Annotated in this window: 17 protein-coding genes; 3 read left to right on the forward strand and 14 right to left on the reverse strand. The window is 36.4% G+C overall.

Annotated features, from left to right (window positions below; translation table 11 throughout):
- Nucleotides 1–166: 166 nt before the first annotated feature.
- The gene (locus BLQ56_RS20240) at nucleotides 167–388 is read right to left on the reverse strand and encodes a hypothetical protein (protein WP_090858902.1); all 222 of its coding nucleotides are present in this window, start codon (nucleotides 386–388) and stop codon (nucleotides 167–169) included.
- 147 nt (nucleotides 389–535) lie between these two features.
- Between BLQ56_RS20240 and pdaB the strand changes: the two genes are divergently transcribed.
- Nucleotides 536–1,300, forward strand: a complete 765-nt coding sequence (gene pdaB / locus BLQ56_RS20245; RefSeq protein WP_090858904.1) for a polysaccharide deacetylase family sporulation protein PdaB — start codon at nucleotides 536–538, stop codon at nucleotides 1,298–1,300.
- Between the two features lie 102 nt (nucleotides 1,301–1,402).
- Here the strand turns inward: pdaB and BLQ56_RS20250 are convergent, their stop codons facing one another.
- Nucleotides 1,403–2,002, reverse strand: coding sequence for a KinB-signaling pathway activation protein (locus tag BLQ56_RS20250; protein WP_090858907.1), 600 nt, complete (start codon nucleotides 2,000–2,002; stop codon nucleotides 1,403–1,405).
- Nucleotides 2,003–2,172: 170 nt separating this feature from the next.
- Here BLQ56_RS20250 and gerD point away from each other — a divergent pair, with 170 nt between their 5' ends.
- Nucleotides 2,173–2,751 carry a spore germination lipoprotein GerD gene (gene gerD, locus BLQ56_RS20255; protein ID WP_090858910.1) on the forward strand — a complete coding sequence of 193 codons (579 nt, stop codon included), beginning with the start codon at nucleotides 2,173–2,175 and terminating at the stop codon, nucleotides 2,749–2,751.
- Nucleotides 2,752–2,954: 203 nt separating this feature from the next.
- Here the strand turns inward: gerD and BLQ56_RS20265 are convergent, their stop codons facing one another.
- The 4 genes from BLQ56_RS20265 to BLQ56_RS20280 form a co-directional block, all read right to left on the reverse strand.
- Nucleotides 2,955–4,004 (reverse strand): Mrp/NBP35 family ATP-binding protein, encoded by a 1,050-nt coding sequence (locus BLQ56_RS20265; RefSeq protein ID WP_090858915.1) that lies wholly within the window; start codon nucleotides 4,002–4,004, stop codon nucleotides 2,955–2,957.
- Between the two features lie 101 nt (nucleotides 4,005–4,105).
- Nucleotides 4,106–4,819 carry an N-acetylmuramoyl-L-alanine amidase CwlD gene (gene cwlD / locus BLQ56_RS20270; protein WP_238457333.1) on the reverse strand — a complete coding sequence of 238 codons (714 nt, stop codon included), beginning with the start codon at nucleotides 4,817–4,819 and terminating at the stop codon, nucleotides 4,106–4,108.
- 92 nt (nucleotides 4,820–4,911) lie between these two features.
- Entirely contained in the window at nucleotides 4,912–5,355 is a 444-nt protein-coding gene (locus tag BLQ56_RS20275) for a YbaK family protein (RefSeq protein ID WP_090858918.1), read from the reverse strand.
- A gap of 89 nt (nucleotides 5,356–5,444) precedes the next feature.
- A complete protein-coding gene (locus BLQ56_RS20280; RefSeq protein ID WP_090858921.1) occupies nucleotides 5,445–6,317 on the reverse strand; it encodes an AraC family transcriptional regulator in 873 nt (290 codons plus the stop codon).
- A gap of 158 nt (nucleotides 6,318–6,475) precedes the next feature.
- Between BLQ56_RS20280 and BLQ56_RS20285 the strand changes: the two genes are divergently transcribed.
- Nucleotides 6,476–8,749, forward strand: coding sequence for a glycoside hydrolase family 127 protein (locus BLQ56_RS20285; RefSeq protein ID WP_090858924.1), 2,274 nt, complete (start codon nucleotides 6,476–6,478; stop codon nucleotides 8,747–8,749).
- 80 nt (nucleotides 8,750–8,829) lie between these two features.
- Here the strand turns inward: BLQ56_RS20285 and BLQ56_RS20290 are convergent, their stop codons facing one another.
- The 8 genes from BLQ56_RS20290 to rplQ all read right to left on the reverse strand — a co-directional run bounded on the left by BLQ56_RS20290 (nucleotide 8,830) and on the right by rplQ (nucleotide 16,655).
- A complete protein-coding gene (locus BLQ56_RS20290; protein ID WP_090858927.1) occupies nucleotides 8,830–11,391 on the reverse strand; it encodes a LamG-like jellyroll fold domain-containing protein in 2,562 nt (853 codons plus the stop codon).
- Between the two features lie 495 nt (nucleotides 11,392–11,886).
- Nucleotides 11,887–12,279: a 30S ribosomal protein S9 gene (gene rpsI / locus BLQ56_RS20295; protein WP_090858930.1), complete on the reverse strand. Its 393-nt coding sequence runs from the start codon at nucleotides 12,277–12,279 to the stop codon at nucleotides 11,887–11,889.
- A gap of 23 nt (nucleotides 12,280–12,302) precedes the next feature.
- Nucleotides 12,303–12,740 (reverse strand): 50S ribosomal protein L13, encoded by a 438-nt coding sequence (rplM, locus tag BLQ56_RS20300; protein ID WP_090858933.1) that lies wholly within the window; start codon nucleotides 12,738–12,740, stop codon nucleotides 12,303–12,305.
- A gap of 151 nt (nucleotides 12,741–12,891) precedes the next feature.
- Nucleotides 12,892–13,632 (reverse strand): tRNA pseudouridine(38-40) synthase TruA, encoded by a 741-nt coding sequence (gene truA, locus BLQ56_RS20305; RefSeq protein WP_090858936.1) that lies wholly within the window; start codon nucleotides 13,630–13,632, stop codon nucleotides 12,892–12,894.
- Between the two features lie 14 nt (nucleotides 13,633–13,646).
- Entirely contained in the window at nucleotides 13,647–14,444 is a 798-nt protein-coding gene (locus tag BLQ56_RS20310) for an energy-coupling factor transporter transmembrane component T family protein (protein WP_090858939.1), read from the reverse strand.
- Nucleotides 14,429–15,310, reverse strand: a complete 882-nt coding sequence (locus BLQ56_RS20315; protein WP_090858942.1) for an energy-coupling factor ABC transporter ATP-binding protein — start codon at nucleotides 15,308–15,310, stop codon at nucleotides 14,429–14,431. The genes BLQ56_RS20310 and BLQ56_RS20315 overlap by 16 nt, the downstream gene beginning before the upstream one ends.
- Nucleotides 15,286–16,128: an energy-coupling factor ABC transporter ATP-binding protein gene (locus BLQ56_RS20320; RefSeq protein ID WP_090858945.1), complete on the reverse strand. Its 843-nt coding sequence runs from the start codon at nucleotides 16,126–16,128 to the stop codon at nucleotides 15,286–15,288. The genes BLQ56_RS20315 and BLQ56_RS20320 overlap by 25 nt, the downstream gene beginning before the upstream one ends.
- 164 nt (nucleotides 16,129–16,292) lie before the next feature.
- On the reverse strand, nucleotides 16,293–16,655 hold the full coding sequence (gene rplQ, locus BLQ56_RS20325; RefSeq protein ID WP_090858948.1) for a 50S ribosomal protein L17: 363 nt from the start codon (nucleotides 16,653–16,655) through the stop codon (nucleotides 16,293–16,295).
- Nucleotides 16,656–16,679 lie beyond the last annotated feature (24 nt).

A 16,679-nucleotide genomic window follows, 5' to 3' on the forward strand; every position in this document is an offset into this window, starting at 1 on the left:
AGCCCCGACAGGCATAAGGCAAAGCACGTAGGAAATCTTGTTTTCCGTAGTGATTTGACTTATGACCCCGAGGGGCTAGGCGCTGGAGCTAGACACTAAACCAGAGTACGAAATTTTTATACTTTCTTATCTTTTAAAAAAAGATAGAGCATCTGCTCTATCCCTTTTAAACCTTTATTGATTTAGTTCTGATGTATTTTGTACATTCAGAGGGTTCAGCAATTCGTTTAAATAGTTGAAATAACAATTTATATCTTTCGTCCATCGCTTTTTTTACAACATGATCAATTCTCGAATCATCCATATCAAGGAGTATTTCCTCTAGCTCTCGTTTTATTAAGTATTCTATTTCCTTCACTTCTCTATTATTTATAAGTAAACCTATCATCATTTCACCCCAAGTTTATCTTTAGTTCTAGTTATTTCCACTATTAGAGAAATTATGAAATATTTTTTCAATCTAAAATTTCTCATATATTGAGTTGACAAGCATATTATGTAGACAAGGAGTTCACTATGTTTTGGGGGGATATACATGAATTTTTTCTTCATACTAAATGGAAAAAAAGTTAAGCAAACATTAATTGTTATTGTAGCAGCCTTTTTTACCGCCGGGGTCTTATATATTGAGAATGGAGCGTTAAGTCCAGTATTCTCTTCCGAAGATGGACCAAAGGCCATTTATAAGGGAGAAGAAAAAGAAAAAAAGGTTGCACTTACTTTTAACATTTCATGGGGAGATACGAAAGCTATACCGATTTTAGATGAGTTGAAAAACGCTAAAGTTAGAAATGCTACCTTCTTCTTATCTGCATCATGGGCTGAGAGACATCCTGATGTTGTTGAACGTATTATAGAAGACGGCCATGAAATTGGAAGTATGGGCTATAACTACGACAATTATACTGATATGGAAGAAACTAAAATTAAAAGAGATATTTTACGTGCTCAAGAGGTATTTGTTAGTTTAGGTGTAAAGAAAGTAAATCTACTTAGACCTCCAAATGGAAATTTTGATAAAAAGGTGTTAAAAATTGCTGAGTCTATTGGTTACACAGTTATTCATTGGAGTATTGATTCCAAAGATTGGAAAAATCCAGGTACAGAAGCAATCATCAAGAATGTCGTAAAAGACTTAAACGGTGGGGATATCATTTTACTACATGCGTCAGATTCGGTAAAACAAACACAAAAAGCCCTATCCCCTATGATAAAAGAAATTAAGAGCAAGGGTTATGAAAATGCTTCAGTTTCTGCCCTGCTTTCGAATGCGGAAGCAGAAGAACAAGAAATTAAATAAGTTATTTAGAGGAGTTAAGAGCCCGCCGGTACGAACCTACCTTAGGGGAAAGGTAAGGGAATTACCTCAGTTTTCACACCAAAAAAGCTGATCGGCAATCGATCAGCTTTTTTCATTTGCTATTTTAGGAAGAATTAAAAGTTGATATGCATTACATATTAATAAAGGAATGATCATTAAGTATAGCCAACTTGCTTCATTCACTCGCAATGCCGGAAACCATTCAATTATTGATATAACATACATAAAAAACAATGCTGGAACAAACGCATGTTTGTTTGTCATCTTAGTTTTAATGAGAGCAATTACGATACAATAAATAAAAATGACTAACGCAATTGTTATGTATGATATAAGAGAATCGCCTCGATCTGCAGCAAAGGCTTGGTATCGGAAATAAATTAAGTCAAAAAAAACAAATGCAATAATGACCAGTTGAACAGGATTCCACAACTTCCTGAATATTCCCAAACCAAAGCGATGTACTGTTAGATAAGCAAAAAAGCCCATTTGGCTAATAATACTAAAAATAAATCCTACGCCAATAAGCCAAAGTAAGATTGAAAGGATTTCAATCACATCAACATTTAAAAATAATGGCTTATATTCACTCCATTTAAGAGCAAAACCTACAATCGAGGTACTTATGGCACCTACAAGTAATGTAGTGAGAAACAATTTAACCCAGTTACGGCTTTTCACAAGAATATCCTCCAGATTCTATTTACTTGAGCATGAACAAGTAAGCTTTACGTTTTGATTTTAACAATGGTTCCTTACTATTTCCATAGCTATATTATAACTAAACGTATATTTTTTTGCGATAGTTCCATATTAAAGATAGGGATGATTCTTGAAAGGAGCTCAAAAAAATGAAACAATTTAAGGTACTCCTACTTATTACTCCTTTTCTCCTGATCATAGGCTGTGCCCCAGCGGAGCAGGGCAGTAATCAAATGGATTATGACCAAACAAAGAAAATGGTCGTTGATATATTAAAGACTGATGAAGGTAAAAGTGCGATTGAAGAAATATTGGCAGATGAAAGTATGAAACAAAAGTTAATTATGGATCAAGCAATTGTTTCAAAGTCGATTCAAACAACACTGACTTCGGACGAAGCAATTGCATTCTGGAAGAAAACCTTTGAAGATCCAAAATTTGTTGAAACCTTTGCAAAAAGTATGCAAGCAGAGCACGAAAAAATGATTAAGGGGCTCATGAAGGATCCCGAATACCAAGCGATGATGATTGATATCATGAAAGATCCTGAATTAGAAAAAAGATTGCTTGAAACCTTAAAAAGTCAAGAGTATCGTGGTTATTTACAAACCGTAATGAGCGAAACCTTCGAAAGTCCTTTATACAAGGCGAAGATACAAGATATCCTTATTAAAGCAGCTGAAGAACAACAGGCGTTAAATTCCGCTGAGAAGAAGGAAGAAGAATAAATCAAAAGAAGAACTGACCTCAAAAGGCCAGTTCTTTTTTTGCAAGATAATAAGAAAGCATATAAATTTCGAACTGGTTTTGGTGTCTAGCTCCAGCGCCTAGCCCCTCGGGGTCATAAGTCAAATCACTCCAGAAATCAAGATTTCCTGCATGATTCGCCTTATGCCTGTTGGGGCTAAACAAGGCGCTTGCGCTTTTCTTATTATATAGTATCAATTAATTTCTGAGCAATGTCCATATAGACTTTACCTACTCGGTGATCCTTCGTATAAACTGAAGGTGCAAAGTCGTCATCATTCCAATCTGGCTGTTGTAAAGGTAGTTGGCCTAGTAGTGTTGTTTGAAGCTCCTCAGATAGCTTTTCTCCCCCACCTTGTCCAAATACATACTCTTTTTCACCTGTTAGCTTACTTTCGAAATAAGACATATTTTCAATTACACCAATTACTTCATGATTCGTTTTTATTGCCATGGCACCCGCTCTTGCAGCAACAAAAGCTGCTGTTGGATGTGGTGTCGTAACGATTACTTCTTTACATGATGGAAGCATGTTATGAACATCTAAAGCAACATCCCCTGTTCCAGGTGGTAGGTCTAATAGTAGATAATCCAATTTGCCCCACTCTACATCATTGAAGAAATTGCCTAGCATTTTCCCGAGCATCGGACCTCTCCAAATGACAGGTGAATTATCCTCTACGAAAAAGCCCATTGAGATCACTTTTACACCAAACCGTTCAACAGGTATAATCTTTTCTCCCTTGACTACTGGTCTTTTAGTTATACCCATCATATCTGGAACACTGAATCCATAGATATCCGCATCAACCAGACCAACCTTTTTCCCTAGCCTAGCTAATGAAACTGCTAAATTAACAGAAACAGTTGATTTCCCTACCCCACCTTTACCACTAGCAATTGCGATAAAAGTTGTTTGACTTCCTGGTGATAGTAAAGATGTAGCTTCAGACTCATCCTCTTTACTAAATTCCTTTACGATATCTGGTGACAGGTCTGTGAAACGCAAGCCTACTGATTCTGCCCCAGCTTCTTTTAATGCGTTTACAATTCGATTCTGTAAATGAAGTTGCTCAGAAGTACCTGTCTTTGAAAGGGCAATTTTGACACTGACATGTCCTTTTTCTTCTTTAATTTTAATCTCTTCAATTGCGTTTGTTTCTTCGAATGTTGTATGTAAAAATGGATCCTTTAGCTTTGATAATAAATTCATTACTTTTTCTTCAGTTATCATTATACACACCGCCTATTGTTAGTATCTAAATTTAGTATAGCATAAACATCCTTTATTATTATGTGAGATAACTCATACTAAAACAAAAAATACCCGCCTTATTAATTAGGTGGGTTCGTTTCATTTGAAAAATACCTAAGAATACCAAGGTACATTGATTCTGCAATTTTTGCCTGATATTCATCCTGTGTTAGCTTCTTTCTTTCTTCTGGATTTGATAAAAAGCCAACTTCGACTAATGCACCAGGTTTTTTTACATTCTTTAATAAATAGACACCCTTAATCTTTTTAGCTTTACGATCGGTGTTCGCAAGATTAATTCGAAGTTCATCTTGTATAAATTTTGCCGCTCTTTCATTCTCACTGTAAGAGCCATAATAAAAAGTTTGGGCTCCATTCCATTTCGGAGACGGGATTGCATTTAAGTGGATGCTAAGGAATAACTCCGAATCCGAAGAATTTATCATTTCAACACGATTTCTTAAATCTTCTGATTTCCGGCGACTATACCCAGACGTATCCTCTGCAGCCAAATCTATATCACTCGTTCTTGTCATTTGAACCAGTGCCCCTTGTTCTTGAAGATAGTCTCTAAGCTTTAGACTAATTTCCAAAGCAATATCTTTTTCTAGGATGTCACCACTATTTGCTCCTCCATCTACGCCACCATGACCAGGGTCTAGAATAATGATCTTCCCTGATAGTGGCAAATTCCAAGGATTCAAAGATGGTTTATCTAGAAATTTAACTTGAAGTGCTGAAAATAGTGCAATAATAACAATGATTAATCCGCCTAGCATTAGTTTTTTTCTCACATTGTCCCCTCCTGCATGTCCCCTCAATAAACTATATGGGACAAGAGAAAGGAATATGAGTAATTATTGACAATCTATTCTCAACCAAAAAGTTAATGCAACTTGAGCCGATACCGTTTCTCGCCTTTGATAAAACCTTCATTCCACCAAGTACCCACATAATGTTCGCAAGTATAATAAAGACCTTCACTAACCATGTCATAATCACCCGCGTGCGTCCAGTACGTAATAAAGTCATATAAGTTGTCAATTAGATATTTCTCATCATAATAGCTTCTTTGTTTTACACTTTCTACTGATTCACCATAGTAGCCAAACCTACTGTATCTTGCACCCAATAAGAAAGCTTCAATCGCTATATCCATACACCCTTCTTCTATAGAAGAAACAAATAAAGTCTTAGAACGCAAGTAGCTTCCAAAGTTATGATTAATATTATTTTTTAAATCCTCTAATGAGATTTCACGTAACATCTTCCGTTCATAGCTTAATTGTTTTTGGACCTTTTTCTCTTTAAACGTTGTAATTACATTCATAATTGGAAACCCCCTTATCTCTAGTTTCCGTTATGTGTACTAATTCATTCCCAATTCACAAACTACCACATCTACCAATATTAGTTAACCTATTGTCTTTTGCTTTGGTATTGTTCTTTTAAATACAAACTGGGAGATAACCCTGTCACTCTTTTGAAGACGCGGCTAAAATAAAAGGGATTAGAGAAACCTAAAGCATCACTCACCTCAGAAACATTAGAGTTAGAATGAATTAATAGATCAATTGCTTGTTCAATCAGTAATTCATTTTGAAATCTCTTTACACTTTTACCTGTATGCTCTTTAAACAATGTACATAAATAGGCATAATTCATGCCTAGCTCATTTGCTAATTGTTCTCCGGTGATTCTTTTTTCTTTCGAGTCACGAAGGATAGCTATCATCTGATTCACTATATGGTGTCTATTTGAATTCTCATTTTCTAAATGGTTCCCATACAGTTCAACAAAGAACTGATGAGCCAAAATACTTAATTGAATAGGTCGTAATGGATTTGGATTTTTATAACAAGCTAGCAGTGCTTTAAGTTTTGAGATGATATATGCAGGATTATTAACTTGCCCGTACTTAGGCAGTACCAACTGTGAGAGATATACTTCTTCCAAAATCATTGATGACTCCGAAAAATGCTTATAATCTGAAAGGGTTGAATGATATTGCGGAGGCTCATAAAAATGGATATAGTACCATTTTGTCCCCTTTTCATAGGTTTTTGTTCCTGCATGAGCAATATTTCTTCTAAGAAAAAGATATGAACCCGCTTCAATTTGATAATTCTGACCATCTTCATTTACATAAATGCACCCTTCTTCAACAAAGACAAACACATTTACCCTTTCCATTTTTCTTGCTGGATGTAGTTGTGTTCCTGACATATCTTTCATGTATCCCATGTCTCTTACTAACGGTAAACTATATGAGTTTAATTTCACTTGATTCATTTTTAGTCACCCTTATCAATTGTTATCTATAATCTATCATAAAAATCTAAAAAAAAGATATGTATTCTGTTAATATGTGAATTCCTATCTTGTTTTATTTTCATCATAATAAGAATGACTACAAAACTTGAATTAAAATGACAGAGGAGTAGATAAAGATGAATAATACTACACTTTTAGATGGGCTATTCAAACAATCCCAAGAAAAGGGAAAAGAATACCTTATATATCTTGATGTTGATCGATTAATTGCACCTTGCTATGACGCTGTATCACAAACACCTAAAAAGCCACGATATGGTGGATGGGAATCGACGGGTATTAGTGGACATTCAATTGGGCATTGGCTATCAGCTGCCGCGACGATGTATACAGTAACAGGTGATGAACGACTTAAAGAAAAAGTAGAATATGCGATAGATGAACTGGCACATGTTCAATCATTTGATGAAACAGGTTATGTTAGTGGATTTCCACGTGAGTGCTATGATAAAGCATTTTCTGGGGAATTTGAAGTTTCGAACTTTAGCCTAGGCGGTTCATGGGTACCTTGGTATAGTCACCACAAAATTTTTGCTGGCCTAATTGATGTATATCAACTACTTGGAAATCAAAAAGCATTGGACACAGTCATTAAATTGTCAGATTGGGCAGTTAACGGCTCTAAAAATATGACGGATGAACAATTTCAGCGCATGTTAATTTGCGAACATGGTGGGATGAATGAAGCAATGGCAGACCTTTATCTCATTACTAATAATCGTTCTTATCTTGATCTAGCGATTCGTTTTTGTCACAAAGCAGTCCTTGATCCACTTTCTAAGGGACAAGATGAATTAGAGGGTAAGCATGCTAATACACAAATTCCGAAAGTAGTAGGTGCTGCTAAATTATTTAATATTACTGGGGAACAGCACTATAGAGACACCGCTATCTATTTTTGGAACCGCGTAACAAATAATCGTTCTTATGTAATAGGGGGAAATAGTAAGGGTGAACATTTTGGTCCAGAAAACACTGAGGATTTAGGAATTACTACTACTGAAACGTGTAATACCTATAATATGTTGAAACTAACTGAATTACTTTTTGCTTGGGAAAAGAAAGCTGAGTATATGGACTATTACGAGCGCGCTTTATATAACCATATTCTAGCTTCTCAAGATCCCGATACAGGAATGAAGACGTATTTTGTTTCAACCGAGCCTGGACATTTTAAAGTGTACTGCTCACATGATAATTCATTCTGGTGTTGTACAGGAACAGGAATGGAAAACCCTGCACGTTACACTCGTAGTATTTTCACTCATGATGAGCAAAATTTATTCGTGAACTTATTTATCGCATCTACATTTTCAAGTGAGGATGACCAAATTATTATCAAACAAGAAACATCCTTTCCTGAGAGTAACACCTCAAAGTTAGTCTTAGAAAAAGCAAGTGAAGACCACTTTGATATCCACATTCGAATTCCTTACTGGGCTCAAGGAGATGTAACTGTTCTTGTGAATGGAAACACGATTCAAACAAGTAACCAAAACGGTTATTTAACAATTTCTAACCAATGGAATGCTGGTGATATGATCGATATAACGCTCCCTATGGGCTTACATATCTACCAGTCAAAAGACGAAAAGAGTAAAGTCGCTTTCATGTATGGTCCTGTTGTACTAGCAGGTGCATTAGGAAGAGAGCAATTTCCTGAAACTGATATATTAGATGATCACCAAACACTTAATAATCATCCATTAATTAATGTCCCAACGCTTGTTACAGAGAAAGATCTCACTGAATGGTTAAAACCGGTTGAAGGGTCTCCTTTGACATTTCAAACAGAAGCAATTGGGCAACCAGGAAATGTATCTGTTACAATGATTCCTTTCTATGCTCTACATCATCAACGTTACACTTTATACTGGAATCTGATGAATGAAGAAGCTTACAAAGTGAAACTAGAACAAACAAGCACCGAAGTTGACCGACTGAAGAAAATTACCATAGATTCACTTCAACCAAATGAACAACAGCCTGAGGTAGATCATGCTATTAAAATGGACAATTCAAACTCAGATTACTTCAATATCGTAAGAACTGGATGGCGTGATGCTAGAGATGGTGGTTTCTTCAGCTATGAAATGAAAGTTGAGCCTGATAAGGAAATGTATTTAGTGGTCACTTATTTCGGCGGAGATCGCGAATTGTGGATTGATGGAAAAGCATATCCTCGAGACTTTGATATTTTGGTTGAGAATACTAACATAGCCCATCAATTTCTTGAAGGTAAAAACCCAGATACACTAATGGACATTGTCTATCCAATCCCTTATGAATTAACTAAAGACAAGGATAAGATAGAAGTAAAATTTGAATCGACTGAAGGCAAAATTGCAGGTGGGGTATACGGAGTAAAAATTGTAAACGAGCACGTCTAACGAAGTGACTTATAGATAAATATAAAAAAAGACGAGACACTTAAGGATCAATCACACTTAAGCATTCTCGTCTTTTTCTTCTATTTTACCCCTGCTAAATCAGAAACCTGTTGAGGTGATAATGGCCCTTCATATACTTTCAATTCATCCATTTGACCTTTATAAGGAATGTCCCAATAGTTAACTCCTAAGCTAAAGTTTGCATTAGTCGTAGTAAAGACATTAGAGAAGTTTGTACCTTCAAATTCAACTGCACCATTCACATAAATAATAATTTTTCCGTTATCGACGGTTATTGCTAAATGCGTCCACTCATTCTGTGCAATCGTAAGGTCTGTTGTTGCATCATACCAAGCACCACTATTATTAGACCAAACCATTGTTTTTCCATTCCAAGCATTTGGGACTAGACTGATCCAACTTGCGTCACTTCTAGCACCAAAAAAGGTTGTTGTATGAGTTGTTAATTGTTCTGGCTTTAACCAAAGTGAGACTGAGTATGAATTGCTTGAGATTAACCCATTTGGCAAACGTACTCCGGATTGGCCATCGAAAATAGCCGACTTACCAATCTGTCCCTCACCATAACTAATAGAACCACCTGTATTGTCGATTCTATTTCCTGTAACTGTTCCCTCACCAAATTGATTGTTAGAATCACTTAAATTATCTTCAAAAGCGTAATACGCAACTAGCCCATTTTCTTTATATGGTAAGATGGTAATATCAAAGGTTTTAGTTGCTGACACATCACCCTTTGTGATCGTTGCAGTAAGTGTTGCTGATACACTGTCTGATCCGGGTTCTGGTCGAGTAATCTCACCCTTATTAGTGATGATATGATCATCAGATGTTTCCCAAGTAATCAGTGAATGTCTTGTACCTTCAACTGGAAGTGCTAGATTCGCAATAACTTGACTAGTATCACCTAGAGTTAAATCGTTTTTCACATCTTCTACAATTTCTTCATCAGTTTTTGTCAGAAGCTTGCTTCCCCAAACAGTCACACCTTCTTCCGACATCGCAGTAAATGTCATCACAGTACGCTCAGATACCGGATCCCATTGACGGACAAAGACGCCATCGTACGTGTTACCATCAATCGTAATGATTGCACGGTTATGACTTTCTTTTTCCCATGTCCCCTGAACATCTCCTGTTACGAGTCCATCCTTTGTCAACGTAATGAAGACCGACTTTTCATAGGCACCAGAATAAGCCTTTCCATGATTAATAAATTTATAATCACCAATTAAATCTTGTCTGTTCACTTTTTCGAGTGTTTCACCAGTATAACGGTATGGAGCAGCTACTGGCCATCCATCACTATTCATAAACATTTGATGTACACGAACTTCATGCATTTCACCAGTTTCCTGGAAACGTGAGTGGAACACTAAGAAGTGCTCACCTGTTTCAGGATCGATATACGCCGAGTTATGACCAGGAGACATATAGCCGACTCCAATACCTGTTCCTGGGTCTCCGACTTTTCGTTCAAACAGGAAGTTCCCCATTACTTTATTTCCGTAAGGCGTATGGTCTACATTTCCTGGTAATACTGCATCTTGACCTTTCGCATCTAAATATGGACCTTCAGGCGATGTTGATCTAAATAATCGCATATTGTAACCACCATCAACACCTAACCAGCCATAAGTTACATACAGATAATAATAACCAGTATTTTTATCATAGACGACATAAGGTCCTTCTCCAGATTTAGTGTATCCTCCTGCAATCTTCGTTCCGAAATAACGATCAATCATCCGACCATCAGCAGTTGTTCCATCTTCTCCAGGATAAATGGCCTCCCCTGTTGATTTATCGATTTCAAGTAAGAAGATTCCGCCTGACCATGAACCATAAGTCATCCATAACTTGCCGTCAGTGTCGTAAAACATATTGGCATCAATGGCATTAGGGTACATACTATTCTTAAATGAACCGTTATTATTAAACCAATTAGAATTAGGTCCTTCTAAGTCCCCATTCTCAATTAATTCTTTTATATTAGTATTATCCCATTTCTTGTTAACTTTACTATTGGCATCGTAAGCTTCATCTCTAGTAAAACCAGAATAAACGATTGTCCCTCCATATTCATAGGGCCCTTCAATGTTTTGAGAGACCGCAAAGCCGATAGCTGAACGAATATAAGTCGAAGATGCACTATAATAAGTCATGTATGCACCTTTTGTTCCATCATCATTTATATAGTCCTTATTCCAGAAAACATCTGGAGCCCAAACAGCAAAGCCTCCCCTGCTATCTGAATCATTTTCCCCTGCCCATTCAAATGAACCGGCTAAGTTCTTTGATAAATCTCCATAGATTTTATTATTAGGAGTCGTATAACCATTTGTGAATGTCTCCCAATTAATTAAATCCTTCGATTTCGCAGCATCTATATGTGACCCGAACACATAATAAGTATCACCATCTTTTATAATCGATGGGTCATGGACTGATGCATTTTGAAACTCAGGATTTTCACCTTGATAATCAAGATGTGGTTTATTACTATTTTCACTCGGCTGAGTAGATTGTTTATCATTACCTTTTGCTAATACAAAGCTTGGAATCATTAAAATGAGCATTAAAAATACAAGAGTGGATTTTTGAATCAAACGTCTATTCATTTGACATCTCCTTTTCACTACATAGTTTGTAAGCGTATCCATTTTTTTACTCTCTAACAGATCTACCCTTAATTTTCTGTAAGTAATAGATAATAGTGATGTTTTGAATATGTACTCTAGAGTAAAAAATGGATAATAAATGAATAATGTTGTTTCATCTGAGGTAAGTTGTTGTAGGCCTTTATTAAATCTACTTGATGTTAATAGCTTTACGATACCTCCTTTATAGGAATACTTTGAGAGAAACCGCTTACAAAGTTGTAAAATTGTTAACGGATTCACCTATATATTAATAATACTATGTAGTATATTCTTGCAAAATAGCACAATATACTTATTTTACATTTAAAGCTATAGCACTTTTCTCCCTAATTTCTACAATTCTTTTAACAGGGCATTTCTTTGGAAGATAACAAACAATCTTTTAGAAGAGTCTTTTATTATTAAGCATAAAAAACCCCCAACCATAGGTTGAGAGTCTTGGAAACGTAAAGATTAACGTTTTGAGAACTGAGGTGCACGACGAGCGCCTTTAAGTCCGTATTTTTTACGTTCTTTCATACGAGCGTCACGAGTTAATAGACCAGCGCGCTTTAAAGTTCCACGGAATTCTGGATCAGCTTGAAGTAACGCACGAGCGATACCGTGACGAATTGCACCAGCTTGACCAGTGTATCCACCACCATTTACATTTACAAGAACATTGTAGTTTCCTACAGTTTCAGTAGCAGCAAGTGGTTGTTTAACTACTTCTCTTAAAGCTTCGAATGGGATATATTCTGAGATGTCACGACCGTTGATGATGATGCTTCCGTCGCCAGGAACTAAGCGTACACGTGCAACAGAGCTCTTACGACGACCAGTGCCATAATATTGTACCTGTGCCAAATTAAATTACCTCCTCTTATTAATTAACCGCGAAGTTCGTAAACTTCAGGTTGTTGTGCTTGATGTGGATGTTCAGCTCCAACATATACATGAAGCTTTTTGATCATTTGACGACCAAGAGAACCTTTTGGTAACATGCCTTTGATAGCAAGCTCTAACATTTTCTCTGAGTAGTTTGTACGCATTTCTAAAGCCGTTCTTTGCTTCAATCCACCAGGGAATTGGCTGTGACGGTAGTAGATTTTATCAGTTAGTTTTTTACCAGTTAATTCGATTTTCTCAGCATTGATGATGATAACATAATCACCAGTGTCAACATTTGGTGTGAAAGTTGGCTTGTGTTTACCACGTAATACAGAAGCAACTTCACTTGCAAGACGACCTAAAGTTTTACCTTCAGCGTCTACAACGTACCATTTACGCTCTATGTTATTAGCTTTCGCCATAAACGTTGTACGCATGTGTTTCCCTCCTAATAAGTAAAAAATACTTGGTTTATTTTATTCTAACACGATTAAAGACTTTCCGGGGCTTTATCGTGGGGTTAAAATACCATACCTATGATATGATATAACTTTGTTACTACAATGTCAAGGAAATGTTACACCAGGATTAGTTGTCATATGATACTTTCCATAAATATAGTCCATGACCAGGTGCTGTCTTTCCTGAAAGGGTGCGATCCTGCTTCTCAAGTATAGTCTGAATCTCCTGCGGCTGTGTCTTGCCTTGTCCGACTTCCAGAAGCGTGCCTACAAGAATTCGAACCATATTATATAAAAAGCCATTTCCGACGAAACGAAAAATCAATTCATCATCTTTTTCTATTAGTTCTACATGATACAACGTTCTTATCTTATCTTTTACTTCTGTCTTTGCTGAACAGAAGCTAGTAAAATCATGTGTTCCGATTAATAGGTTCATTGCTTCCTGTATTTTAAGAAGATCAAGAGGGTATGGATAATGATATGAATAATGTCTTTTAAAAACATCTCTACCAGGAGTACGCGATACTTTATAGCGGTATTCTTTTTTAATCACATCAAACCTCGCATGAAACTCATTACTAACCTCTTCTACTCTCTGTACAACTATATCTGTGGGTAACAGTGCATTTAGTGCCTTTTCCCACTTCAAAACAGGAATGTTTAATGACGTGTCAAAGTGAATAACCTGACCTACTGCATGTACCTTCGCATCGGTCCTCCCTGACCCCACAACAAGAACCGGTTTTTTATGCATGTGGGTTAATGTAGCCTCTAATGTTTCTTGAACAGAACGTTGATTTGGCTGTATCTGATAGCCATGAAAGTTTGTCCCATCATACGATATGGTACATTTTAATCGTTTCATATTGTTAGCTCCATTTATGTTCTTAGAATGAAGAGTCCTATTGTAACGAGAACAAGGAAGAGTAGCATCATGGAGTCTATCCATTTCCATCTTAATACTCTTAACTTAGTTCGTCCTTCCCCTCCACGATATCCACGTGCCTCCATCGCAGTAGCCAGCTCCTCAGCCCTTTTAAAGGCACTTATGAATAATGGGATCAATAGAGGAATAATCGCGTTAATTCGATCCTTGATAGGGCCTGATCTAAAATCCATTCCTCTAGCAGTTTGAGCTTTTACAATTTTCTCTGTCTCTTGCATGAGTGTCGGTATAAACCTTAATGAAATGGACATCATCAATGATAACTCATGGACAGGGAAATTAAATTTCTTCAATGGATGCAATAGGCTCTCCATTCCGTCTGTAACCTCAATCGGGGTTGTCGTTAATGTTAACAGTGTGGTCATCAATACAAGAAATAATAACCTAAGAGAAATATATATACCTTGTATGATTCCACCTTCATAAATTTCTAAAGTGCCAAAGCTATATAATAGGTCACCCTCTTTTGTCATGAATAAATGAATCAAAAATGTGAACGCAACCACTAATAGAATCGGTTTTAATCCTGTTAAAATATAATATAGGGGAATTTTTGTAAGAACGATATTTAATAAAATAAAAAAGCTTAAAAGAGCATATGAATATGGATTATTTGCTAAAAACACAACAAATACGAAGAGAGATACAATTATTAATTTGGATCTTGGATCCATTTGATGAATAATTGATTTTCCTGGAACATATCTTCCGATAATTAATCCTTGCATAATGGTTTTTCACTCTTTCTTATTCTCTCGTTAACCTGTTTAACAAGCTCCTCCATCGTTAAGCATGTAGCTGGAATCGTCATATTAAATCGTTTTTCTAACTTATGCTTAAATCTGACTGTCTCAGGAACATCCAATCCTAAACGGTGTAGAGCTTCTGGATCTGAGAAAATGGTTTCTACTGTTCCCTTTTTAAAAATTGTCCCCTTATCCATCACAATAATTTCGTCTGCATACTTTGCTGCATCCTCCATACTATGTGTAACAAGTATGGTTGTAAGGTTCTTTTCATTGTGTAGATTAAAAAACATATCCATGATTTCTTTTCGACCTCGAGGATCCAAACCAGCAGTCGGTTCATCTAATACAATGATTTCTGGATTCATTGCAAGAATTCCCGCAATCGCCACTCTCCTCATTTGACCACCGCTTAGGTCAAAGGGTGAACGTGTTAAGTAATCCTCTGATAATCCTACTAGTCTAATGGCTTCCCTTGCTCTTTGCTTACTCTGTTCTAAAGATACCCCAAAATTCAAAGGCCCGTAGCATATATCTTTTTCAATTGTTTCTTCAAATAATTGATGCTCTGGAAATTGAAAGACAATGCCTACCTTTTTCCGGAGAGATTTTAAATCTTTCTCCTTTTTATGGGATGTGATTGTACGATCTCCAATCTCCATCTTCCCTGAAGTTGGTTTTAATAAACCATTAAGGTGCTGAATAATGGTAGACTTGCCTGACCCAGTATGACCTATAATCGCAATAAATGAGCCAGATTTTATCGATGTATTGATATCATATAATGCCCGACGTTCAAAAGGAGTACGGACTTGATATCGATATTCTAATTCTTCAAACCTAATGTCCATAATTCTTCAATTAACTCCTCTTCAGTCACATGATTTTTAGAAAGTGAAATTCCCTTTTTAGCCAACTCTTTTGATAACTTCACAGGAAAAGGGATGTCTAAACCAATCGAGACTAATTCTTCGTCCAGCTTAAATATTTCACGTGGTGTACCTTCAGCAAAAATGACGCCCTCTTTCATAACAATCATCCGATCTGCTCGAGCAGCCTCTTCAAGATCGTGGGTAATCGATAAAACTGTAAGATTAAGATCTTTTTTAAGCTTCCAAATTGTTTCTATTACTTCTTCTCTCCCTTTAGGATCTAACATTGAAGTTGCTTCATCAAGAATGATTAATTGAGGATGTAGGGCAATCACCCCTGCGATAGCGACCCTTTGTTTTTGTCCACCAGATAGTTGATGAGGCTCAGACTCAAGATAGTCTTCCATCTTCACTTGCTTAACAGCAAACTCAATTCTCTTTAGCATTTCATCACGATGTATACCATTATTCTCAAGTCCAAAAGCGATATCATCATTGACTGTTGAACCTACGAATTGATTATCTGGATTTTGAAAAACCATTCCTACCTTTTTACGTATATCCCATATTGTATCTTCGTTAAGGTCGAATTCACGGAATGATACTTTACCCTTTGAGGGAAATAGAATACCAGTTAATATTTTAGCAAGTGTGGATTTACCTGAACCATTATGACCAACAATAGCTAACCATTCACCATTACGTACAGAAAATGAAACATCCTTTAATACATCATTGCTTTCCTCATTATATTTAAAGGAAACATAGTTCACCTGGAGTATATCCTTATCTACCATTTTACCCTCCCAAGATCTAAAAGCCATATAGTAATAGAATCAATTATATATGAAACATTATGCTTTTAAAAACAAGTCGTTATGTATAGCGCTATTTTTTTGCAAATAAAAAAGGGCATAGATCCAGTTAGAAACTGCCCCGCCCTTAATATTTGTAAATTGAATTAAACTAATTCGATGATAACCATTGGTGCGCCATCCCCACGACGAGGTCCAAGTTTCATGATACGAGTGTATCCACCTTGGCGTTCTTCATAGCGAGTTGCAATATCACTAAATAGCTTTTGAATTGCGTATTGACCTGACTCTTCATTAGCTACTTCGTTACGGATATATGCTGCAGCTTGACGACGTGCATGCAAGTCCCCACGTTTACCTAAAGTGATCATTTTTTCTACAACAGACTTTAATTCTTTAGCACGAGCTTCTGTAGTTTCAATACGCTCATTGATAATTAAATCAGTCGTTAAATCACGTAGTAACGCTTTACGTTGAGCACTTGTACGTCCTAGTTTTTGATATCCCATTCGATGTCCCCTCCTTTGTTAAGC

It is taken from the genome of Litchfieldia salsa (genome assembly GCF_900104555.1).
Lineage (GTDB): Bacteria > Bacillota > Bacilli > Bacillales > Bacillaceae_L > Litchfieldia > Litchfieldia salsa.